The organism is Parapedobacter indicus (assembly GCF_900113765.1).
Classification (GTDB): Bacteria; Bacteroidota; Bacteroidia; order Sphingobacteriales; family Sphingobacteriaceae; genus Parapedobacter; species Parapedobacter indicus.
Map to the genome: position 1 here is coordinate 297,005 of NZ_FOQO01000009.1, position 22,979 is coordinate 319,983.

At 51.8% G+C, this 22,979-nt stretch carries 14 protein-coding genes; 7 read left to right on the forward strand and 7 right to left on the reverse strand.

Features of this window, described 5'->3' with window-relative positions; translation table 11 throughout:
• Positions 1-3: 3 nt before the first annotated feature.
• From BMZ56_RS18765 to BMZ56_RS18780, 5 genes are all read right to left on the reverse strand, one after another.
• Positions 4-11,256, reverse strand: a complete 11,253-nt coding sequence (locus BMZ56_RS18765) for an Ig-like domain-containing protein (RefSeq protein ID WP_090629250.1) — start codon at positions 11,254-11,256, stop codon at positions 4-6.
• A 57-nt stretch (positions 11,257-11,313) separates the two neighbouring features.
• Positions 11,314-11,454, reverse strand: a complete 141-nt coding sequence (locus BMZ56_RS25670; protein ID WP_177195213.1) for a hypothetical protein — start codon at positions 11,452-11,454, stop codon at positions 11,314-11,316.
• A gap of 498 nt (positions 11,455-11,952) precedes the next feature.
• Complete coding sequence (gene rocD, locus BMZ56_RS18770) at positions 11,953-13,161, reverse strand: ornithine--oxo-acid transaminase (protein WP_090629251.1); 1,209 nt, start codon at positions 13,159-13,161, stop codon at positions 11,953-11,955.
• A 71-nt stretch (positions 13,162-13,232) separates the two neighbouring features.
• Positions 13,233-15,668: a hypothetical protein gene (locus tag BMZ56_RS18775; RefSeq protein ID WP_090629253.1), complete on the reverse strand. Its 2,436-nt coding sequence runs from the start codon at positions 15,666-15,668 to the stop codon at positions 13,233-13,235.
• Between the two features lie 77 nt (positions 15,669-15,745).
• Positions 15,746-16,243 carry a DinB family protein gene (locus BMZ56_RS18780; RefSeq protein ID WP_090629255.1) on the reverse strand — a complete coding sequence of 166 codons (498 nt, stop codon included), beginning with the start codon at positions 16,241-16,243 and terminating at the stop codon, positions 15,746-15,748.
• 300 nt (positions 16,244-16,543) lie between these two features.
• On the opposite strand from BMZ56_RS18780, the gene BMZ56_RS18785 reads away from it, so the two are divergent.
• The 6 genes from BMZ56_RS18785 to BMZ56_RS18810 all read left to right on the forward strand — a co-directional run bounded on the left by BMZ56_RS18785 (position 16,544) and on the right by BMZ56_RS18810 (position 21,222).
• Positions 16,544-16,936, forward strand: a complete 393-nt coding sequence (locus BMZ56_RS18785; protein WP_090629256.1) for a DoxX family protein — start codon at positions 16,544-16,546, stop codon at positions 16,934-16,936.
• Between the two features lie 62 nt (positions 16,937-16,998).
• Positions 16,999-18,129, forward strand: coding sequence for an MFS transporter (locus BMZ56_RS18790; RefSeq protein ID WP_245893300.1), 1,131 nt, complete (start codon positions 16,999-17,001; stop codon positions 18,127-18,129).
• A gap of 108 nt (positions 18,130-18,237) precedes the next feature.
• Positions 18,238-18,837, forward strand: coding sequence for a TetR/AcrR family transcriptional regulator (locus tag BMZ56_RS18795; protein WP_090629259.1), 600 nt, complete (start codon positions 18,238-18,240; stop codon positions 18,835-18,837).
• Positions 18,838-18,922: 85 nt separating this feature from the next.
• Positions 18,923-19,555 carry an NAD(P)H-dependent oxidoreductase gene (locus BMZ56_RS18800; RefSeq protein WP_090629260.1) on the forward strand — a complete coding sequence of 211 codons (633 nt, stop codon included), beginning with the start codon at positions 18,923-18,925 and terminating at the stop codon, positions 19,553-19,555.
• Positions 19,556-19,630: 75 nt separating this feature from the next.
• The gene (locus tag BMZ56_RS18805) at positions 19,631-20,341 is read left to right on the forward strand and encodes a DsbA family oxidoreductase (protein WP_090629261.1); all 711 of its coding nucleotides are present in this window, start codon (positions 19,631-19,633) and stop codon (positions 20,339-20,341) included.
• 116 nt (positions 20,342-20,457) lie between these two features.
• The gene (locus tag BMZ56_RS18810) at positions 20,458-21,222 is read left to right on the forward strand and encodes a superoxide dismutase (protein WP_090629263.1); all 765 of its coding nucleotides are present in this window, start codon (positions 20,458-20,460) and stop codon (positions 21,220-21,222) included.
• Between the two features lie 72 nt (positions 21,223-21,294).
• Here the strand turns inward: BMZ56_RS18810 and BMZ56_RS18815 are convergent, their stop codons facing one another.
• Positions 21,295-21,693: an orotate phosphoribosyltransferase gene (locus BMZ56_RS18815; RefSeq protein ID WP_090629264.1), complete on the reverse strand. Its 399-nt coding sequence runs from the start codon at positions 21,691-21,693 to the stop codon at positions 21,295-21,297.
• 25 nt (positions 21,694-21,718) lie between these two features.
• A complete protein-coding gene (gene pyrE, locus BMZ56_RS18820) occupies positions 21,719-22,363 on the reverse strand; it encodes an orotate phosphoribosyltransferase (protein WP_090629266.1) in 645 nt (214 codons plus the stop codon).
• Between pyrE and BMZ56_RS18825 the strand changes: the two genes are divergently transcribed.
• Entirely contained in the window at positions 22,248-22,976 is a 729-nt protein-coding gene (locus BMZ56_RS18825) for an NUDIX hydrolase (protein WP_245893301.1), read from the forward strand. The genes pyrE and BMZ56_RS18825 overlap by 116 nt on opposite strands.
• Positions 22,977-22,979: the final 3 nt, after the last annotated feature.

A 22,979-nucleotide genomic window follows, 5' to 3' on the forward strand; every position in this document is an offset into this window, starting at 1 on the left:
TTTTCAATATCTCAGCACGAAATATCCCTTCCGATACTCCCACTCCCCGTTTACCCTCACCTCGGCGGTGTAAAAGTAAGTCCCTTCCGGCACCCGCTGCTGCCCTGTTCCAATACCCCGGAACGCCACCGTGCCGTTGTTGTATCCCGAGGCTTGGTACACCTCCGTGCCGTTGCGGTTGAAGATGCGCACCCGATTGTCCGGGTAGTCTTTTATCGCCTCGATGATCAGGTATTCGTTGATACCATCGCCGTTCGGTGATACCGCGTGGTGTACCCGGATGGGGAAGTCCGACTTGGGGTCTGTAACGTGAACGGTTACCGTCACCGGCTCAGCAGCCTCATAGTTGGCATTACCCGCCTGCGTCGCCGCGATTCGTACGGTGCCCAACCGATGGATATGAAGTACTGTACCCACCACTGTTGCCACCTGTTCGTCGTCTACCGTTAAGCTGATGGACTGGCCACTTGTCGCAGATACTTCCAATGGTATACTTCCCGCATTGCGGTGTACCTCCGCAGGGGCATTGAACGCGATGGTTTGGGAGGCTTTCCGTATCGTCAAGGTATGGCTCCCCGAGGGCCGGTTGGCGTAGTTTCCGTTTTCTGGCACGGTGGCCGTAATAGTGGCCTCGCCCGCACCTGTTATACGGAGCAGCCCGTCTCTCGTTATCTCAACTACCGAGGCATCGCTGCTGGTATAAATAATCGGTTCGCCGCTGCTGACAGTTGCCCCGGCGTCGAAATCGGCATCGCCGTAGACCTTCTCCGGCAGAACGGGAAAAACCATTACATGCGTGGTCGGTGTAACAGTTAGGTCAGCGGTCAGTACGAGCGTTTCGTAGTTGCTGCCGCTTACGGTGGCCGTCACTTCCTGTGTACCCACGTCGATGCGGTTGTTGTGGGTGTAGCTAACCACCGTCCCCGTGGGCAAAGTACCCGTAATGGCCAAGGATTTTGCTGTACCGTCGTAAACGAAGCGATCGCCCGCCAGCGTAACGCCAGTGATGGTGGTCGGGGTAACGATGAGTTCAGCCGTCAGTGTCAGTGTTTCGTGGTTGCTGCCGCTGACCATGGCCGTCACTTCTTGCGTACCCACGTCGATGCGGCTGTTGTGGGTGTAGCTCACCGCGGTGCCTGCGGGAAGCATTCCGGTGATGCGGAGTGATTTCGTCGTGCCGTCGTAAACGAAGTGATCGCTCGCCAGCGTGATGCCGGTGATAGTGGCCGGGGTAACGGTCAGGTCAGCGGTCAATATCAGTGGTGTGTAGCCGGCACCCGTAATCGTTGCCGTAACTGTTTGGCTACCCACATCCATGCGGCTGTTGTTCGTGTACGTCAACAATGTGCCATTGGGCAAGGCGCCTTCGACAGCCAACGATTTTGCCATACCGTCATAAACGAAACTGATATCCGGTAACGTCACCCCTAAAATGATCATGCTAGTCACCTCTAGGTCGAACGCTGCAAGACTCGCCGACTCCTTACCATCACTCCCTGTGATGACGATGCCCGTGGTGGTACCCACGTCAGCGTTGCTCGGCGTACCGCTCAGTTCACCCGTCACCGGGTCGAAGTCTGCCCACTCCGGTTTATTTATAATGCTATAACTCAGTAAGTCGCCGTCGATATCCCTGCCCGTTGGCATAAAGCTATAGGCTGCATCCTGCGCCACGCTCGTATCCGGTGTACCCGTAATTGTCGGTGGGTCGTTCACGTTCACCACCTCCAGGTCGAAGGCGGGAAGGGATGTGCTCAATGCACCGTCGCTCACGGTGATCACGACACCTGTGGTTACACCCACATCACCGTTACCCGGCATGCCGGATAACTCACCCGTAACCGCGTCGAAGTCCGCCCACTCCGGTTTATTCGTTATGCTGAAACTCAACACATCCCCCGCATCAATGTCTTCTGCTGTCGGGATGAAACGGTAAGCAGCGTCCTGGTCCACATGCGTCGCCGGCGTGCCGCCGATTGTCGGTACACTGTTTACCGTTACGGTAAATGTCGTCGTTCCGATATTGCCTGCCTCATCTTCCGCACTTAACGTAATCGTCGTCATTCCAGATCCTGTCGCCGTTACCGCAACCGTACGGTCTCTGCCACTGCCTCCCAAGACAATGCCTCCAAGCGAAATAACCGCCGGATCGGAACTGGTAGCGATAAAGGCGAGGTTTGCCGCCGGGGTCGTCTCATCGTCCAGCGTCATGGCCAATGAACCGCTGCTCGCACCGGGCTGTAGGTATTGGTCGATCACGGCTGTTAGGCTGGGCGCTTGAGTATCTACCCTTACGAGCAGCGCCGCTGACGAAGCACTCGTATTTCCCGCGGCATCGGTTGCGGTGGCCATCAGGCCGTGTACACCGATGCTCAGGTTGCCGGTGATTATACGCCAATTGCCCAAGCCATCGGCCCGGGCTGAGCCCACAACCCCATCTCGATCGCTGGTCAGCGCTACGGTGCTATTCGGTTCGGCCGTACCCGTCAGGGTGACGGACCTGTGGTTGGTCAGGTTGTCGCTGTCGCTCGCACCACTATCGCTGGTGGGCAGCAAGGTGGGGACAAAAGGCACGGCTGGCGGTAGCGAATCTTCGGTGATCGTTGGCACATCCGCGGCACCAGAAACATTACCTGCCGCGTCCTCGGCGATGATCACGACATTATTCGTTGTGTTTTCAACCAAGGGTACATTTAAGCTCCAACCTCCGCCGGTAACGACGTATGCGTCCAGCACCAACGCATTATCCGGCACACCATTATTATCCGCATCGAGGTAGAGCTTGACGGTTACACCATTTTCAGCGTGGACACCGCTGATTGTGTAATCATCCGCATTCACTGAAATGGATGCTGCCGGAGATATCACCGTTGGCTCCACAGGCGCCTTCGTATCCACCCGCGCATCGGCATTGCCGGTTTGCACATAGACCAGCGCCGCATCGTTGCCCACCGCATCGCGGATGAAGTCGCCATTCAGGGAAATGCCATTGGCAAGGGCCATCACACCTGCACCATCCGTATTGTCACCCGCCTGTACGGTATATTGGTAAAGCAGCACACCCGTATTTTCACTGACAAAACTGGCTTGACGGGTTGTTCCACCAACTTCGATGGCCAGCGTCGAGGCCCGCCCGCTCACGGTTACATCTTCGTCCAGTGTGACACTCAGGCTAATCGCGCCGCCTTCGGCGTAGTCGCCATCCGTAATAGCCACGTTGGTCACTGTGGGCACCCGGGCATCCTTACCGATGGTTCCGGTGACCGCAGGAGATGTATTCCCGGCAACATCAACCACTGTCAGGCTTACGGTGAGTGTTCCGTCCTTCAGACCACCCACATCAATCCCCGCGAATTGCTGCATTGCCGAGCCAACCACCAATCCCGAAACGGTGACTGGCGTACCTCCATCGCTGCTGGTAATGGTGAATGACGCACTCGTACCCGTTTCCGCGTCAGACAGGCTTAGGCTGATAGCTACCTGGTTAACCGCCGTCACGCTTGCCTGATCGAAGGTCACGCCGCTTACGGTTGGCGGAGTATCATCAATCACGACCGTCAGCGGATCCGAATACACGCCGGTATTGCCTGCCGCATCGGTCGCATTGAATTGCAGCTGATGCGTGGTTGCAGCCAACCCCATGACATTGAGACTCCAACTACCGTCGGCATTGGCGGTGCCATTGGCCAGACCGCCGTCCACATCGGAGCGCACATGGATCCGGGCACCGGCCTCCACCGAACCGGCAGCCCCCTGCAAGCTCAGGTCGGTCAGGTTAGTCATGTTATCCGTATTGCTTTCGCCGCTGTCTGATACCGGTGCCAGCTTTGGCGCGGCAGGTTTCACGGGCGCGGTAACGTCAATGGTAATTTCCAGTGCCGGGGATGCTAAGGAGACATTCCCCGCCGCGTCGGTTGCGGTAGCCGTCAGGCTGTGCATGCCCTCAGTGAGCGCCGTACTGGGGATAAAACTCCAATTTCCGCCGCCATCTGCGGTCTCGGTGCCCAGCACACCATCCACATGCGACGTAATTTCTACCGTGGCATTGGCCTCGGCTGTACCTGTGATGGTCGGCGTGGCATCGCTGGTGATGTCGTCTGAATCGCTGCTGCCGCTGTCCGAACCCGCAGCCAAATCGGGCTGCGATGGCGCATCCGGCGCATCGCGGTCCACCGTATGTACCGCACCCGCCGTAAACGCCGCTACATAACCGTTGTTCCCGCCACCGTTACCGTCGACATCGGTAATACCGTTTCCTCCGATTACATCCAGCCGCAACGTTCCCGTGCCAGCAATCTCGTTTAGGGTTACCGTAACTGAATTGCCGGATACCGAAGAAACCCTTGCAATCGTTGCCGTTGCCGTCCCTGTAAGCGCAAAATCTGTGATCGAAACATGATCCGGTGCCTCATTAAAAGTGACCGTATAGTCTACCGATTCTGCTGCTGCCCCCGGTGTACCGCTCACCTCGATCTCCGTCACCGTGGGTGGTGTCACATCGGATACCGTGAGCATAAAATCATTTCCCGTGCCACCGATGTAGCTGCCCGTCAATACCGTACTATTGCCCGATGCTGTCATTCGCGCATCCTCAGCAAGGCCGCTGAAGGTGCCTGAAATGGCATCGGTCGCATCATTCACGATAATCACATAGGTTTCATCCTGGCTGGCGGCGTAGCCGTGGGTCACGACCAACGTCGTACTCGACACATCCACCGTACCGTTAACAACGACCTGGTCGTGGTCCGTACCGGCCGTAGTGCCGTCAATTTCGACGGCAAGCGTACTGCCGGACTGCATGGTCAGGCCGCCGTTGATGGTCAGTACACCGGGACTACCACCCGGCGATAGTGTTCCGCCGCTATTTACGGCAACATCGCCACCCAATGTGCCGGTGCCTGCAAGCGTAGCGCCTGCAGAAACCGTGGTACTCCCGGCCGTAGCCCCATTAACCAACAATGTTCCAGTCGACACGGTGGTTGCTCCCGTGTACCCATTGCTGGCAGCTAACGCCAATGTCCCAACGCCTGTTTTCGTCAAGCCTCCGGCGCCAGTGATTACACCTGATAAGGTCGCTGCCCCGCCGGTGTTACTCGTGTTCACCGTAGCGATACCGGCGAGCGTCACGGCATTCTCTATATCGGTGGCATCGGTCACCTCCAGGGTTGTGCCATCTGCCAAGTTGATACTTCCCGCACCCAGGTTGCTATCGTTGCCTACACGAAGTGAACCGCTAACCAGGTTGGTCATACCCGGATACGTATTGTTGCCAGCCAACGTAAGGACAGCCGATGTACTTTGTATCGAAAGATTATTACCTCCGCTTATTACCCCGGAAAGGGTTACATCCGCCGAATTTATCAAGGTCGCATTGCCTCCCAAACTGATGGAGTTATCAAGGGTAGTCGACCCCGTCACGTCCAATGTCGTCGAATTCCCAAGAAACAGCCCGTCGGCACCGAGGTTCGCGTCACTTGCAACGCTTAACGTACCTTCGTTAACAATTGTGCTACCCGAATAAGTATTATTACCACTTAGCAGCAGCTTACCCGGGCTGATTTTAGTCAGGCTACCGGAACCACTGATTATGCCGGATAAGGTCAGGTTCAACGACGTATTGACCGTTGCATTCCCTGCCAATACCACGGGGTTATCAATCACCGCTCCTGCCGATACCAGCAACGTAGCACCGTCGCTGAGGATTACCGCCCCGGTGCCCAGGTGATGATCATTGCTCACCACCACGGTGCCTTCGGCAACGGTGGTAGTCCCGGTATAGGTATTGGTACCCGCGAGTGTCAACGACCCGGTACCCGATTTGGTCAGGTTATTCGCACCGCTGATTACACCCGACAGTGTCACAACCGCCTTCGTATTCACCGTTGCATTCCCTGCCAGGGTAATGGCATTCGCCGCTAACCCACCCCATAATACGGAAAGGGTCGCATTGTCATCGATGGTAATGGCACCCGAACCTAGGCTCGTCACGTTGGTGAACTCCAACGTACCCGTGGCAACCGTCATGGTTCCGGTGTACGTATTGGCATTATTCGTCAAGTACAATTTAGCCGCGCCGGTTTTGACCAGTTGGCCGCTTCCGGAAACCACACCGGATAAGGTAACGGTATTGCCATTATCGCCATCGACGGCAAAGGTACCACCGCCACCGTCCAATATCACTGGGTTGGGAACAGACGTCGTACCGGACGTACCCGTTAGGTCCATGGACAGCGTCCCGCCGTCAAATGTCAGTGTGCCGCTCGATACCTGTGAACCCGTAGTGGCCACCAGATTACCGTCTGTCACAGTCATTGCTCCAGACCAGCCCGTACGATTACTGGCCGATGTCAATACCAAGCTACCCTGACCGGACTTAGTCAGCCCGCCTGTACCTGCCATCGTTGACGTAATCGTGAGTTGGTTGCCTGCGCCATTGGTTATACCGAGGGTCGTGCCTCCACCCAGCGTGATGGTACTGCCCGCTAACGTCAGTCCACTGGCCGCGTCGACATTGAATACCAGGTTCTCCCCGATGGATAGGTTGCCGGCCAACGTAATGGTCTGGTCAGCGAGCGTATTTAAAAAAACAAGCGTCTGCATGCCCGTTCCGTCAGCTGCGGCAATAGCCACTGCTTCGCTTAAGCTCACACCGTTGTTTACATCAATGGTATAAGTGTCGGTGGAATTGGTCACATAAATGATATCACTGTCCACCACGATATTCGCCGGTATCGCGTCATCGTTGCCATCGCTGAGTGCGAAGCGCATGATGGCATCGCCGGCAGGGGTATCATTCCGGTAGGTAATACGCCTCACCACATCATTCACTATTGCGGTGGTTGCAATCGTTCCACTACTGGTGAATGTGATAGCCAATACCCCACCGGTATTGGTATAGCTGGCAAATGTCTGGCCTCCGGATTGCAGGTTATTGCCGCTCACCGTGAAAAGCGCTCCGGACGTGCTGAAATCAAGTACATCCGCTGGCACCACAAACCCGGCACGTTGTACCGTAAGATTGGCACCGGCCCAATTGCCGTTGCCGCCGTTCGCCGCTTCCAATTCATCATCATTCAGCGTAACATTCGTTTCTGCATCTAGGATTACTTCATTGCCTGCGCCTGCCCATGCCACATGATCCCCGTTAAGGTTCACGAGAGCCGGTGGCGAATTTACCGCCTGTACGGTTACCGTAGAATTGATAGCCAGCAAGGTGGCATTTACCCCTCCATTTGCCGTTCCCCCGTTGTCCTCGATGCTTGTCAGCGAAATAGTCCGACCGCCAGTGGTAGGTGCAACGCTGGTGTTGTGGTACGTCATCCCATTGATAAGACCGGCCATAGCAGTAGCGGTAATACCGCTGCCGGAAGACAGCGTTACCGTGGCTGTGTAACCGCTCAGGCTCACGGCATAGACGAGTGCATCCCCCCCGGTGGTTGTTCCTGCCGTGCCGTCTATCAGGGCAATCTCTGTACCGTCGATGGTCAGGATTTCGCTGGCCCCGTCGTTGAGATACAACACCATCAGCTTCAGCTCGGAAACACCCTGATCCGACTCGATGGTACTGACACTGGTGCCACTGAACAGGCTGACCGCCGCGCTTCCCTCGACGAAGGTGGGGTTGGTCGCCGTAGTCACGAGCGTGGGTGCATCGTTCACCCGTGTCACGATGACCAAAATCGATCCATCATCGGGCCCCGTGCCCGCCGCATCACGAATGCGCGTTATGATTGAAAAATCCTGATCCCAATTGGCCGCCGGCCTGAAGGCCACCGCGGCCAATGCCGCGTTTACATCGGCCACAGAGCCGGCGACCGTCCACACGCCCGCGTTAAAGGTCGACGTCGCCGAGCCATAGGTGCCTGTGGTCAGCGTGCCGACCGCCGGGTTCAAGGTCAATGTAGCCGTGATGGTTTCCGGCACGTTCACGTCGGTCACCACAATGTCGCCTAATGCTATCGAAGGCTCATCTTCTATCATTGCCTTCGATTGCGTCATGTTCGTTGCCATCGGCGGTTTGGGCGCGTTGGTTACGGTAATGCCGTTACCGGTGGTACTCGCGACAACTACCGCTGCATCCGCGCCTTGTGCCCAGTCTTCCGCTGCCGCCAGGTTATACAACGTACCGTCCAACGCAGACACTCCATTTTCATTTAATAGTTCAACCACGGCCAGCCGATCCGTTTCACCCAGCACCATGGTAAAGGAAGTGCCGTCGGTTATATCTACATCGGCCGTACCGATGCTTAGTGTCGTGATATTTCCGCCCTGCCCCCTAAAGGTGAATTTATCCGCTTTAATATCGTTACTTGATCCCGCCGCCGACAGAAATCCGGTACCGGTAACCGTCAGCACACCCGTTGTTCCGTCAAATGTGGTGCTGGTAATTTCCGGCACCGGCACATTGCTCACGGTGATGCCGTTGCCGGTCGTATCCGCCACCGCCACCGCTGCATCGGCACCGGCGGCCCAGTCTTCCGCTGCGGCGAGGTTATACGTGGTGCCACCGGTGGAAGACGTGCCGTTCTTATTCATCATCGTATTAACCCGCATCCGGTCCGCTGCACTCAAGACGAGGGTAAAGCTGGTACCCGAAGTAATCTCGACATTCTCCGTATCAGTCAGCGTAATCGTCTCGCCACCTTCGCCGGTGAACGTAAATTTACCGGCAACAATATCGTTGTTGGAACCGGCGAGGGAAAGAAAGCCCATACCCGTAACGACAACGGTACCCGTGTTAGCATCGTAGGTTGCGCTGGTGATCTCGGGCTCGGGCACATTAGTCACCGTAATCCCATTGCCGGTCAGGTCGGCAATGTCCGTTGCCGCATCAGCACCCGCGCCCCAGCCCTCTGCCGCCGCAAGATTATAGGTGGTTCCACCGGTGGACGAGGTGCCGCTTTTGTTCATGAAGACATTAACCCTGGACCGATCCGCGGCGCTCAGCGCTAGTGTAAAGCTGGTGCCCGAAGTAATTTCGGCATTCTCCGTATCGGTCAGCGTATGGATCTCGCCGCCTTCACCGGTTAGCGTGAATTTATTGGCAATAATATCGTTGTTGGACCCCGCGGCTGATAGGAACCCCGTACCGGTAACCACCAGGATGCCGGTGCCGGCGTCGTAGGTCGCACTGGTAATCGTTGGCACAGGCACATTGCTCACCGTGATACCATTGCCGGTCGTATCCGCCACCGCCACCGCTGCGTCAGCACCGGCGGCCCAGTCTTCCGCTGCGGCGAGGTTATACGTGGTGCCACCGGTGGAAGAGGTGCCGTTTTTATTCATCATCGTATTAACCCGCATCCGGTCCGTGGCACTCAAGATGAGGGTAAAGCTGGTACCCGAAGTAATCTCGACATTCTCCGTGTCAGTCAGCGTAATGGTCTCGCCACCTTCGCCGGTGAACGTAAATTTACCGGCAACAATATCGTTGTTGGAACCGGTGAGGGAAAGAAAGCCCGTACCCGTAACGACAACGGTACCCGTGTTAGCATCGTAGGTTGCGCTGGTGATCTTGGGCTCGGGCACATTAGTCACCGTAATCCCATTGCCGGTCAGGTCGGCTACCGTCATCGCCGGATCGGGAGCCTCAGCCCATCCCTCGGCAGCCGCCAGGTTGTACGTCGTACCGCCGGTTGAAGACGTACTATTCTTGTTCATTATTGGGTTGACGGCCAGCCGGTCGGCCTCGCTCAACGTTAGCGTAAACGATGTCTCGTTCGTAATCTCCACATTTTCCGTATCGGTTAGTGGAATGGTTTCTCCGCCCTCACCCGTAAAGGCAAATTTATTCGCGATGATATCGTTGTTGGATCCCGCGACCGGCAGCAGATTCGTACCCGTTACCACAAGCACGCCGGTTGTCGCGTTGTAAGAGGCGGAGGTGATGGCCGGCGGTTCTGAAATGGTAACCGTATAGGTTGCCGAGCAACCAATAAGGTCCGTCACGGTTACGGTATAATCCCCTGCCGAAAGGCCCGTAGCCGTTGCCCCCGTACCTCCCGAAGGGCTCCAGGAGTAGGAATACGAATAAGATCCTATCCCTCCCGAAGGTGTTATCGTAGCCGTTCCATTGCTGCCTCCAGCAAAGGTCACGTTTGTTTGCGAACCCGATAAGGAAAGGGTGCTTACCGTCAACGTCGCGGGATTGGAAGTCGCTGTTCCCGCCCCATTGATGGCCACACAACGGTATTGATAGCCATTCATCGCAGCTGTTGCCCCGGTAATGGTCAGCGTTGCGGTGGTTGTACCGCTATACACTCCGTTCTCCGGGATCGGTAAAAAACCCGCTCCCGTGTTTACGTACCATTTGTAGGATGTGGCCCGAGCAGCGACTATCGTAAAACTGGCATTCCCCCCATTGCATACTGGTTCGTTGCCTGGATGTGTACTAACGACAGGAGGCGGGTCAAATGCGGGAGCGCCGTTTACCCAATTGGAGGTCGTGCCATTTAATGTAAAACCGTTTAACACACCACCCATTTTATTATCAACCACTTCAAATAATTCCGTAACTCCTGTGTTGTCACCGTTGGCCGTCCCCTGGTCAAAGTTATAATACCGCACCAAACCGATAGCGCCAACAGATCCTCGGGATACCCGTGAGTTTTTCCATTCTTCAATTTCCACTAGTGTTCTCGCAGTATTCCAAATACGAAGTTCATCCAAGGTGTAGCCGTCAAGGCCCCCTCCTATCGTTACATTGGTTATCGGCAAAACGGCTCCCGAATGGGTTGCCGTTCGAATCAAAACACCATCGTAATAAAAACTGATCGTACTACCGTCGGATGTAATGGCATAATGCCTCCATGTACCTTGCTGTTCGACAGCAATCTTTCCATCCGGGGTTGATGCGGACCAAGCTTGATATGCTGTATTTGCCGACGAAGACGGAAAAATAGCAAGGGTCTGCGTACCATCATCTGTGTCAAAATTATCCACATATGCCCCCGGCTCCATTAGCCCGTCTTGTTGCCAGTAAATTCCCTGGTATTTTGGAATCGCACCGGTTGGGTGCTGAGACTTCATCCAGAATTCGATCGTAAAACTTGTTGGAGAGATACCCGACAACCCGGTTATACGGGCATCGGCATCGAAGTGCAAGGCATTGTTTTTCAGTTGTGCATGTGCATGTATGGGCATCGAGCACACAACCATGACAAAGAATATCAACTTAGCGCAAGCAATCAACGCATCAACAAAGGCAGACCATGTAAAAGCACGCAATCGTTCAAAAGTGGCAGATATTAAGTTCATCGGTTCGAATGGATTCCTGTTTATAATTTCCCTTATGGTCCAAAAATCTGGTTAAGACTAATGCATTTCCATTTTTTGCATTTCCTGTTCGATGCGGTCCAAATTATGCTGGTAATGCAGGTACACCCACACCGCTAAAACCAGTAGCAGTATCGCCAACAGCAGCAAAAAGCCGGGATATTTAAATCTGATGCGCATAGATAGAATTGCGCAGCAAATATGGTTACGTATGCGTAAAAAAACTCTTTTTATGCGTTACAACTGGCGTTACAATCGAATTAAGGTTGGGATAGGCCCCCTTTCCTCCGCTGTATCTGCACGGTATACGCACCCGTTCCGTACCCGTTATGTACCTTTATAGGGGTACGTCACCACCGGATGAGACTTGGATATACCCTTACTATGCCTCCTTGATCGCAAGGGGGCATAGTAAGGGTGTGCTTCATATGCTGCAATGAAGCCGCGCAGTGCGCCCTTTTTTATGAAATAGATATGATCGCATATTTCCCCGCTTTTCAGCAGAAGTCGCCCTTTTGCAGCGAAACAGGAAAGTATATTCTTCAACAAAAATCGCCGGCACCTTTTTTATTGGATGGAAGGAATGAAGCACTTGCAGCATGGCGGCCAAGTCTTCCGTGGTTGGTCTAAGCGATAGCACATGTTTAAAATTAATTACGCGAACATACGAAATTCACATTATAAATGCACTAAGCTTTGCCCAATGATTTCAATACTCTCGTCCAACTGTTCTTGGGTGATCACCAACGGCGGAGCAAACCGGATCTTATCGCCATGTGTTGGCTTCGCTAGCAATCCATTCTCTTTCAGTACGAGACAAAGTTCCCAAGCGGCCTCCGGGTTTACGTGATGGATGACGAGTGCATTGAGCAATCCTTTTCCCCTTACCTGCTTGATACTAGGGTGGTTCAATTGCTGTAACCGTTTACGGAAATAGGTACCCAAGTCGGCGGCACGATCCGCGAGCTTCTCTTCTTTGATAACTTTCAACGCGGCGATGGCTACTTTACACGCCAGTGGATTCCCCCCGTAGGTAGACCCATGCTCTCCCGGTTTGATGCACAGCATCACTTCATCATCGGCCAATACTGCCGATATAGGCAGCATACCACCGCTTAGCGCTTTGCCCAAGATCAGGACATCGGGGCGTACTCCCTCATGGTCGCATGCCAGCATCTTGCCCGTACGGGCCAGTCCGGTTTGGATTTCATCACCAATGAATAACACGTTGGCTTTCCGGCATAATTCATAAGCTGCAGCCAGATAACCCTCTTCCGGCACGTTAACCCCGGCTTCCCCCTGAATAGGCTCCACTAGGAAACCGGCAACGTAGGGGTCTTCCAATGCGGTTGCCAACGCCTCTAGGTCATTGTATGGAATCACCTGATATCCCGGCATAAACGGTCCGAATCCATCGCGCGATGAGGGATCCGTACTGAATGACACGACATTCAGCGTGCGGCCGTGGAAGTTGCCTTCTACCGTAATGATTTTGGCTTGGTTATTCGGAATTCCCTTTTTGTCATATCCCCAACGGCGGGCGAGTTTCAACGCGGTCTCAACCGCCTCTACCCCACTGTTCATCGGTAACACCTTGTCATAGCCGAAATACGTTGTAATGTATTCCGCATATTCGCCCAATACATTACTATGAAATGCACGCGACGTTAACGTAAGTTTTTGGACTTGAGACATCAACGCCTGAACGATTTCCGGGTGGCAGTGACCCTGGTTGACGGCCGAATAACCGGAAAGAAAGTCGTAGTAACGCTTGCCGTCTACATCCCAAAGGTAAACACCTTCACCGCGTTCCAACACGACTGGCAGCGGATGATAGTTGTGGGCGCTGTATGTTAATTCCCGTTCAATGAATTGCTGCGATTTCAAAAGCTACTCCTTGCTAATTGATATCTTTCAAAGATAACACTCTTTATGGGAACAGATCAGTGAAATGGGGATTAAATTTTCATCAGCCAGACTTCAGCCACGGAACATCCTCTCCCCGGTCCGCTCCCTTTCGACTCAACATGCCATTTCAACGAAAGCGTACCATCTTGGGTGGCCTCCCATGGAATATCAAACTCCAGAGGCTCGATCCGATTCGGAGGTGTCAGATAATTATGGACAGGGTAGTTGTCGTCTGCAGTAAGGTTGATTCTTTCCTCTTCAACATACGTTACTTTTACCCGGTACCGAGCCGTTGGATCAAGCCCGGTATAACGCATTTCCAGCGGAAAGCCATAAAGGGTTTGCATATAGGTCTTTGACGACACGCGCCAATCAGAACTGCGGGGAAATTCGATGCTATAAGCACCCGCGTGGCCAATAAACGGCGTAAAATAACCGTTAGGGTCTTTCTCATAATCGAGATTGCGAACCAGATGGGGCTGGTTGGCTATATTCCCCAAATCGTCATAAAATCCGCCCGGACCGGGGTTTTGCCAATTGACGATGCCCGCGATTTCCTGTAGTCTTCCCTCTTCCGAGTCGATCTTCGATATCCGGTCAAACTGTGCCTCCAACCACAGACGATCATTTAACGGGTAATCTACCAGATCCAAATTTGCTCCCCGGATCGTGTCGATTGCAAAATATTTGCGAACGCTCAGCTGCGCCCGCGTACTCTGAAATAGTGCCGATGCCAACTCGAAAATCCGCAACCGCCAATCGGGCGAAATGTGTTGCTCCTTCGAACGATCTAAGATCGATCGAGCTAGATTCATGGAGGCCAAAGCACCTCGCTCACGTGCGCGCCGCAACGCCTGCATGGCAGACTCTTCCAATTGGGTTTCATAGATGAGCCTGCTCCGTGTATAGGCATCGTAGTAAGACCGATAGAGTGCCTGCTGGAAACGCCAATTCAACAACATCTCAGGAGAAGCCGATGACTCCATCTGCTGAAACATCAGATGATGACTATGCACCGTTGTGTTTGTAAGCAAGGGACCCCGCCAATTCTCCTCTAAGTTCAGGAGTCCATGTGCAAACTCATCCGCGTAATCGGCGCCGATAAAATAGCGGCTGTAATCCCGGAGAACATCCAAAATATCAGCGTTGGGATTCCAGCCCAAACTGCTCCAAATGATTTTATTTACATCGTCGTTGACGCCCTCGCTATAGGTAATAAACCCTTCGTAATTGGCCAATTCTGCGGAATGGAAAACAGCTGCTTGGTCAACCGGGCGCGGGTTAATGGGTTCCCGGTGGTGCGTGGCGGCGAAGGCGTAATCCCAGTCGGGCATAAAATACTGGGCATCCAGCGTATGGGTAATATCCGGATATCGCCGTATCGGATAACGCGGGGGGATTCGTTCACGAAAACCGTTAATATCCACATTAATCCAGGGACCGTGGGCGATCCCTGACAACCACGCAGGCTCTTGCTTAACCAGCTCAAGGAATTCGGTCATCTGTTCACCGCTGAAGCCCTGCGGGGATACCCAAATTTCCGCATCGGGATGGTATTTGTGCAGAATGGTGGCCATCCGCGCCAGGTATGAGAACAAGGCGGAAGGCTTTTGGTCTCCAGGATCGCCTCCGGGCACAAACACCGCGTTGATTTTCGGGACTTTGCTAAAAATCTCTTCACTTTCTGCCAATGCTGCCCTGACATTTGCCTCCTCGCCATAGTCGCCTGCTATCTGGGGATACCATATCCAGGTATCCAATCCGTATTTCGCTAGCAGCTCGCCGACCTTCACCATCATCGTAAACTGCGGTAAAGGAAACATCGGGCTGTCCGAGGCATCGTCGGTCTTCGGAGGCATCAATTCGATGGCATTGGTACCAAATACGATCAGGTCGCGGATATATTGTTCAAACATCTCCACCGTAAACCCATCGTACGAATTTACTTTGGGTCGGTAGCCCAGCTGGTGGCCACGCATTTCTACCACAGGAGCGGTAGAGGCCTCCATATTGGCAGGCAACTGGATGACACCCTTACGTAACTCCGCTTTCCGGAGGAAATATCCGACGCCGAATAGCAAGCCCCGGGAATCGTTGCCGATGATATATAGCGCGCGGGACTCGGCGAGATATTGAATCTGAAAGCCATCCGGTTTTCCCACATCGTTGGCAGCAATGGGATTCCCCTGTGGATGATTACGTTGCAGGGATTCAGAAGTCCCGACGATGATTAGCGGGGAGGAATGATCCGGCGGCATCCGGTCTTCCACGATGAATTCCGTCCCGCTCCGTTTCGCTATCTCTTCGGTCAATAACTGTATGGCAGCCTTATCCTGTCGGCTATTGGCTGTATAATTAACAATTTTAGCATTCGAAAAATCCATTTCCGCTACCGTTTGCCCGGAGGCGATACGAACTCCCAATAACACAAAGAGGAGGTTAATCTTCAGAACAAGCTTGATCTTAACTTTGATTATTTGGTACATGTCCCAAAGTTAGCCCCCTCTTGCGTCCAATACTGTGCTATTTTTGCAAGGTTCTGTAGGATATTTGCTTTGTTAAACTATCCCCCCATTTCGTCGGCACTTGGCCCGTAACTTCCAGGGATTGCGATATCCAGCAGACGCAGGAATACTCCGAGTTGTGCCCGATGGTGTATGGTTTGGGCAAAGGCGTGGCGGACCATGCCATATTTCGTAGTATCCAGGTAAACGACTTCGCCGCCGCGCATGATCCAGGGTGTATCCAACATAGAGGCTGATAGCCGGTCCAGCGCGGTCCGTCCTGCTATGAAAGATTGATCAAACAACGCCAATAAATCGACATGGTTGTTCACAGGAGCCGGCTGATAACTTCCCGCGTTAAAGTCCAATTCATCTTGATCAACAGCAATGACGACCCAAGAAGGAATTTCTGCAACGTGTGTAGCCAGCTGCTTCAACGTCATGCTTTTGGGATGTGGAGACCAATCAAACCGGCTTTCCGGTACAAGTGCCAACATTTTACGGGTAGTTACTGCTTCATTTTCCATTTCGGTCGAAAGTTCTTTAATGATATCCATCTTTTTATGATTTGTTGTTTATGCAAAGAAAGAAGCAGCCGGTGACAACCCTATGTCACGATATAATCCAACTTTATCCTGCTCAGGCATTTTGGACAAATGAACGAATCGGTAACAGAAATATCACCATCCGGAGCGCCGGAGCGCACAACGCGCACACTCCTAAGCCACCCGTAGCAGTCTGGTAGCAGTCTAATAGCAGTCAGACAGCAGGTGCACAAGCTGTTGTTGTAGATGGGCAAGCGCACAGGTAAAAAACGAAAATTTAAATATCTTTGATCCGTCCAATAAAATACCCACATGAAAAAGAAACATGTTACCGAGTTCTTTCTTCGGCTTCCCATTGCGATGTCGTTTTTGGGCCACGGTTTGGTCCGGCTTCCGAAACTTGAAGCTTTTGCCTCGGGCATGGCTGAACAATTTGCCTCAACCCCGTTTCCCCAGGGCCTGGTGCTTGGATTCGGTTATTTGTTGGTCATTGCCGAATTTCTGATCGGTGTATGGCTCATCAGTGGGCGCTGGTTTAACTACGCACTGATGGCCGGATTAGCCACCATGACCGCCCTCATATTCGGAAGTTCGCTGATTGAAAGCTGGAATGCGGTGTCCGTACAATTGATTCACAGCATTTATCTTGCTGGCCTACTGGCCTATTATAACATGCGTGAAATCACACAGGAGGCCCGCGTTTAATGCTTTTCGACCGGCAACCCGCCCCGACCGGCAGTGGCTTAAGTAAGCAAACATTAGGACTGATGACGATCGGCGCCGGACTCGTTGTGGCCAACAATTATTATAATCAGCCATTGTTGGGCTTGATTGCCCGCGACTTTAACGTCTCAGAAAGCGAAGTTGGTATTGTGGCTATGTTAACACAAATCGGTTATGCAGCTGGATTGTTTTTTATTGTCCCCCTGGCCGATATGTTTTTCCGCAGGCGGGTGGTATTGACTATTTTCCCGTTTATCCCGCTTTCCCTGCTGCTGGCAACTTTTAGTTACTCATTGACCTGGTTGGCAACAGCAAGTTTCTTGATCGGACTGAGTTGCGTGATACCACAGCTGTTCGTTCCAATGGCTGCGACCTTGGCTACGCCCGATAAAAAAAGCTATTCCATCGGTTTGGTCATGAGCGGCCTGTTAATTGGGGTACTCGCTTCACGCATTATCAGCGGAATAGTTGGCGAATACCTGGGTTGGCGCCACATGTTTTTTGGCGGTGCAGTCGTGATGGTCATTTATTGGATTATCCTTATCCGACAATTGCCTGAGGTTGCTCCCGCTTTCTATGGCGGTTACGCCGCACTTATGCGATCGCTTGTCCACTACTTCCGCTCGGACCCTGAGCTGCGGTTGGCTTCCTGGCGAGGTGCATGCAGTTTTGCTACGTTTGCTGCATTCTGGACTACGCTGGTGTTTCATCTGGAAGGGCCACCTTTCCACGCAGGAAGCGGAATAGCAGGTGCATTTGGGATTTTAGGGGTTACCGGTGCGGTTGCTCCGGCCATCCTTGGCAAACGGATTGACCAACTTGATAAAAACCGGGTTATTGTCATTATGTGCGCCGTTTCACTGGCCTCGTGGCTCCTGCTGGGCGGTCCTGGAGCCGGCAGCTACCTGGCGTTGATTATCGGCGTATTGTTTATCGACATGGCATTGCAGGCCATTCACCTAACCAATCAAGCTGTCATTTTTGCGCGGCATCCGGAAGCTACGAACCGTGTGAATACCATTTATATGACCAGCTACTTTATCGGTGGCTCTTCAGGTACTTTCATTGCGGCTTTAGCGTGGCAGTATAAGGGCTGGACAGGCGTATCTGCTGTAGGAATCGGTTTCTCGGTCTTGATGCTGGTCGGCCACCTCTTGTTCCGTCCGAAGGCTTAATAGGCTGCTTCCGTCATCCCACTGTCGTTTTCTACAATTCCTTTCGTAAAATAAGTTTTGGTTGTTACTTTTGCTGACAGTGTTAACTTTTATATACAGCGTTACCAAATGGGAATATCCGAACGTAAGCAACGGCAATTGGAACAAGTTCGCTCAGCGATATTAGCACAATCCTGGCAAATTGTAGAAGAAGAAGGTTGGGATGCGCTTTCGATCCGCCGGATTGCCGATGCCATCGAATACAGCACACCGGTTGTTTATAAACACTTTGAAAGCAAAGAAGCCATCCGGAGCGCCTTTTCACAGGAAGGGTATGCGCTGCTGGCTAGTCGACTCCATCAAGCAAAAAGAACACATGACCGGCCTACTGATCAATTAATGGCTCTCTCTCAGGCCTATTGGGCTTTTGCGGAGGAACACCCCAAACATTATCAGATTATGTATGGGCTGGGCATCCCCACCTGCGAGATGGTCCGCGAGACACAGGAGATCATGGAGGTCAGCACTGTTTTTCACGGAACCATCGAAGCGGCCATACAAGAAAGCAAACAGCCGAATGCCGATGTACATCTCAAAGCAATGACGTTTTGGTCAATTCTTCATGGGCTGGTAGCCATGGGGATGATCGCCGGTCCGGGGGATCCGCAAACCGCCAAGCGTATCCTAGAAGATGCCACTGCCGGATTTATCAAGGCACTGGTGGAATGAGAGAGAAATGGAAAGTGGAGAAATGGAAAATAAAAAAATGATGTCTAATAACTAAAATCCAACGTCTAATATCTAATAGCTCAATATGCAATTACTAGAAACATTGAAGTGGCGCTATGCCACAAAAAAGATGAACGGACAAGCCGTTCCCCAAGAGAAAATCGATAGTATACTGGAGGCTGCCCGGTTGGCTCCCACCTCCTCAGGGTTGCAACCCTTTAAGATCCTTGTGATTACCAATCCGGAGTTGAAGGCAAAAATTCAGCCAGTTGCGTTCGGACAAACACAGATTGTGGATAGCTCCCACCTGCTGATATTTGCTGCCTGGGATAAGTATACTGAAGAACGGATCGACAGCGTATTTGCCCACACGGCTGCCGAGCGTGGTATCCCTGTCAATTCATTTGACGATTACACCACGCGTCTGAAGAACATGTACCTCAGTCAACCCGCGCAAGTCAATTTTGAGCATGCTGCCCGTCAGGCATATATTGCTTTTGGACTTGCTATTGCGGCGGCGGCCGAACTTCAGGTTGATGCAACACCCATGGAAGGGTTTGACAATGCTGCACTCGATGCGTTGCTCGGATTGCCCGAACAAGGATTGAAGAGCGTCACCCTACTGCCTTTGGGATACCGGGATCAGGAAAACGATTGGTTGGTAACTCAGAAAAAGGTGCGTACCCCGAAGGATGAATTAGTTCTGAAATTTGCTTAAACAATTATTGGACAAATCTGGGATGCCAAGGGTCAAATTACCGCTTGGCACCCCTCTAATTAACATTGTACTGTGATGAAAATTGAAATCTGGTCTGATATCGTCTGTCCATTTTGCTACATCGGCAAACGCAATTTCGAAACAGCATTGGCGCAATTTGATGAAGCGGAATTCGTCGAACTGGAATGGAAAAGCTTCCAGCTTGATCCCGAATTGCCAAAGGGCACCACCTATGCCGATACCTATCAATACCTCGCTGAGCGAAAAGGACTGAGTATTGCACAAGCCAAGGAGATGACATCGAGTGTAGCTGCAACTGGTAAAAACGCCGGTGTAACACTGAATTTTGAAAAAGCGGTAATCGCAAACACATGGGATGCCCATCGGCTGATTCACCTTGCACAATCGAAAGGAGCCGGCACCCGTGTGAAAGAAGCACTGTTCAACGCCCATTTCACGGATGGAAAAGATATCAGCAACCGCGATACACTAGTAGAACTGGGCAAGAAAGCGGGCCTGGAAGAAACGCCGGTTATTGCAATGCTTAGCAGCGACGCCTACGCGCACGAGGTAGCACAAGACATCCAGGAAGCCCGGAATATCGGAATTCGGGGAGTTCCCTTTTTTGTGTTTAACCGCAAATACGCGGTGTCGGGAGCCCAACCCCCCGAAGTTTTTTTGCAAACCCTGCAAAAAGCGGTTGCCGAATGGCGTGCCACGAATCCGGATACATTGATTAACGTGACGGAAGGACCCTCCTGCAGCCCCGATGGAACCTGTGATTGAAATGTAAATGAAATTTGTCACATTATCCATATAAATCCGGATTAATCCATGGGTTTTTAAAACAAAACACTAACTTTGGTTGTATTTAAAGCTGTAAAATCAAATCTTTAACCATTATGGCAACGACCAATAGAAGGAATTTTTTACGTACAACCCTAGGCTTTTCTGCAGCAACTGTTGCTACTACAGCCTTGGGTGTCAATCCATTGAACACGTTGGTTGGATGCAGTTCTCCGACTTCCTCTGGCGACTCATCCGGTGAATCAAGCGGTGCCCCGCTCGAATTTTCACAGGAACCGTTGGGTTTCGAATACAACGCATTGGAACCGAATATTGATGCACGGACCATGGAAATCCATTATACCAAGCACCATACCGGCTACATTTCAAAAGTAAATGATGCGATCAAAGCGGAAGAAATAACGTATTCCACACCGGAAGAATTATTTGCCAATATATCCAAGCTATCGGCTACCGTACGAAACAACGGCGGCGGTGCCTGGAACCATTCATTTTTTTGGAAATCACTACGTGCACCCGTTGACGGCAACGCGCCATCCGGCGCATTGATGGACGCCATTAACGGTGCGTTTGGTTCTTTTGATCAATTTAAGGAACAATTTGCCGCAGCCGGTGCAGGAAGGTTTGGTTCGGGCTGGGCTTGGTTGGTGAGCGACAACGGCACATTGAAGATCGGTTCTACGCCCAATCAGGATAATCCGTTGATGGATGATGCGGAGCTGAAAGGGACCCCCCTTTTAGGGATCGATGTGTGGGAGCATGCATATTACCTGCATTACCAAAACCGCAGACCGGAATATATTGCTAATTGGTGGAATGTGGTCAATTGGGATTTCGTAGCGGAACAGTTGAATGCGTAACCCGATTGGCAGATAAAAGAACAAACCCCCGGCACTTAATTGGTTGCCGGGGGTTTGTTCTTTTATACGCTCTTAAGCCATTAATAATCTCAAACGATCTACCTGATGATCCACCAGCTGCTGCAAGGGTTTGACAGCCACCATTTTCATCATCATATTGAGATCTGCCTCGATGATCAATCGAGCAACGGTTTGATTATCGCCCTGTGTAGACAACTCCCACCGAAGGATCACGTCAAAAGGCGCCTTTTCCAATGGTATAAGTCTCACTTCACTATTTTCGATCCGACGGTCTATTCTGAGTGCAAGTTTCGCCATGTTTTGAACCGTGAAACGTGCTTCATCTCGTGTAGATGACCAATTATAGATGGTATCGGGCATCAATTGCTCATGGTTGTTACAATCGGCTAAAAACCCATACACGTGGCCGACAGATTTGTCAATAATCGCTTGATTTTGAATAACGGTCATAAAAATAGATAGAGAATCCCGAAACCTATTCGGGCGACCATTCCGAAGGGTTGGCACGCCATTGCTCAAGCACTTCGATATCGCTGTTCAGTATGTAATTGTGTTTGGCCGCCACTTCCAACAGGTCATCGTAGTTACACAGACTGAGGTGCCTGCATTTAGCTTCTGTAAAATTCGCTTCTGCTTCAGCAAACCCATATGTAAAAATGGATACAAGCCCCACGACATTGCAATCAGCTGCACGTAGTGCATGAACGGCTTTTAAGCTGCTTTTTCCTGTCGAAATCAAATCTTCAACTACGACAGCACGTTGGCCGCTGACAACTTCACCCTCAATTTGGTTTTCCCGCCCGTGATCCTTGGAGTTACCACGCACGTAGGTAAAAGGAAGACCCAAATCCTGGGCGACCAGTACACCTTGGGGGATGCCCGCAGTAGCTACCCCCGAAATCATTTCAACCGACCCGAACTCTTCCTGTATCAACTCCGAAAGCTTTTGGCGAATGTACGTTCGGATGGGGGGATGAGACAAAGCTACACGGTTATCGCAGTAAATGGGAGACTTCCATCCCGACGCCCATGTAAAAGGTTTTTTGGGTTGTAATTTAATTGCTTTAATTTGCAACAATGATTCGGCAACTTTTTGTGCAACCTCATTCATATTATTCATGGCGCAAATCTATAAAATTTATATGAACCAATCTGCCCTCGTTGTGGCAGATTTTATACCCGAAAGCTTCACCAATATTCAACCAATTGACCATCAATATCTTGACTTGGAAAAACTTTTCGGGCAATCGAAGGAAAATAAAATTCCCGTCACATATTTCATACTAATAAAAAAACCGGGCGATTTTTTTAATGTCATTAAAAAAAGAATCAAACTAATTAAAGCAGCAGGCGGTTTAGTAAAAAATGGAAAAGGAAAATTTCTCTTTATTCATCGGCTTGAAAAGTGGGATCTACCGAAAGGCAAAGTAGATGAAGGGGAGTCTATGCGGAAGACGGCCGTGCGCGAAGTACAGGAGGAATGCGGGATCAGGGTTGACTATCTCGGCCAGAAAATTGCCACCACATACCACATGTATTTTATGAAGGGTGAATTGGTTTTAAAGAAAACCAACTGGTATGAGATGGGGGTCAACAAGGTTCCGAAATTGAAGCCTCAGCTTGAAGAAGATATCACGGAAGCCGTTTGGTTGGGCGAAGATAAATTTGACAGCATTCGCAAAAACACGTATCCATTAATTGCAGACATCCTGGATACGATCGCGCCAAAATGAACA

Excerpts from the sequence above, each read along its gene's own strand:
- BMZ56_RS18805 (WP_090629261.1), top strand. The coding sequence starts at position 19,631 with ATGAAAATTGAAATCTGGTCTGATATCGTCTGTCCATTTTGCTACATC.
- BMZ56_RS18795 (WP_090629259.1), top strand. The coding sequence starts at position 18,238 with ATGGGAATATCCGAACGTAAGCAACGGCAATTGGAACAAGTTCGCTCA.
- BMZ56_RS18825 (WP_245893301.1), top strand. The coding sequence starts at position 22,248 with ATGGGAGACTTCCATCCCGACGCCCATGTAAAAGGTTTTTTGGGTTGT.
- BMZ56_RS25670 (WP_177195213.1), bottom strand. The coding sequence starts at position 11,454 with ATGCGCATCAGATTTAAATATCCCGGCTTTTTGCTGCTGTTGGCGATA.
- BMZ56_RS18790 (WP_245893300.1), top strand. The coding sequence starts at position 16,999 with ATGACGATCGGCGCCGGACTCGTTGTGGCCAACAATTATTATAATCAG.
- BMZ56_RS18780 (WP_090629255.1), bottom strand. The coding sequence starts at position 16,243 with ATGGATATCATTAAAGAACTTTCGACCGAAATGGAAAATGAAGCAGTA.
- BMZ56_RS18815 (WP_090629264.1), bottom strand. The coding sequence starts at position 21,693 with ATGACCGTTATTCAAAATCAAGCGATTATTGACAAATCTGTCGGCCAC.
- BMZ56_RS18810 (WP_090629263.1), top strand. The coding sequence starts at position 20,458 with ATGGCAACGACCAATAGAAGGAATTTTTTACGTACAACCCTAGGCTTT.
- BMZ56_RS18765 (WP_090629250.1), bottom strand. The coding sequence starts at position 11,256 with ATGAACTTAATATCTGCCACTTTTGAACGATTGCGTGCTTTTACATGG.
- pyrE (WP_090629266.1), bottom strand. The coding sequence starts at position 22,363 with ATGAATAATATGAATGAGGTTGCACAAAAAGTTGCCGAATCATTGTTG.
- BMZ56_RS18775 (WP_090629253.1), bottom strand. The coding sequence starts at position 15,668 with ATGTACCAAATAATCAAAGTTAAGATCAAGCTTGTTCTGAAGATTAAC.
- BMZ56_RS18800 (WP_090629260.1), top strand. The coding sequence starts at position 18,923 with ATGCAATTACTAGAAACATTGAAGTGGCGCTATGCCACAAAAAAGATG.
- BMZ56_RS18785 (WP_090629256.1), top strand. The coding sequence starts at position 16,544 with ATGAAAAAGAAACATGTTACCGAGTTCTTTCTTCGGCTTCCCATTGCG.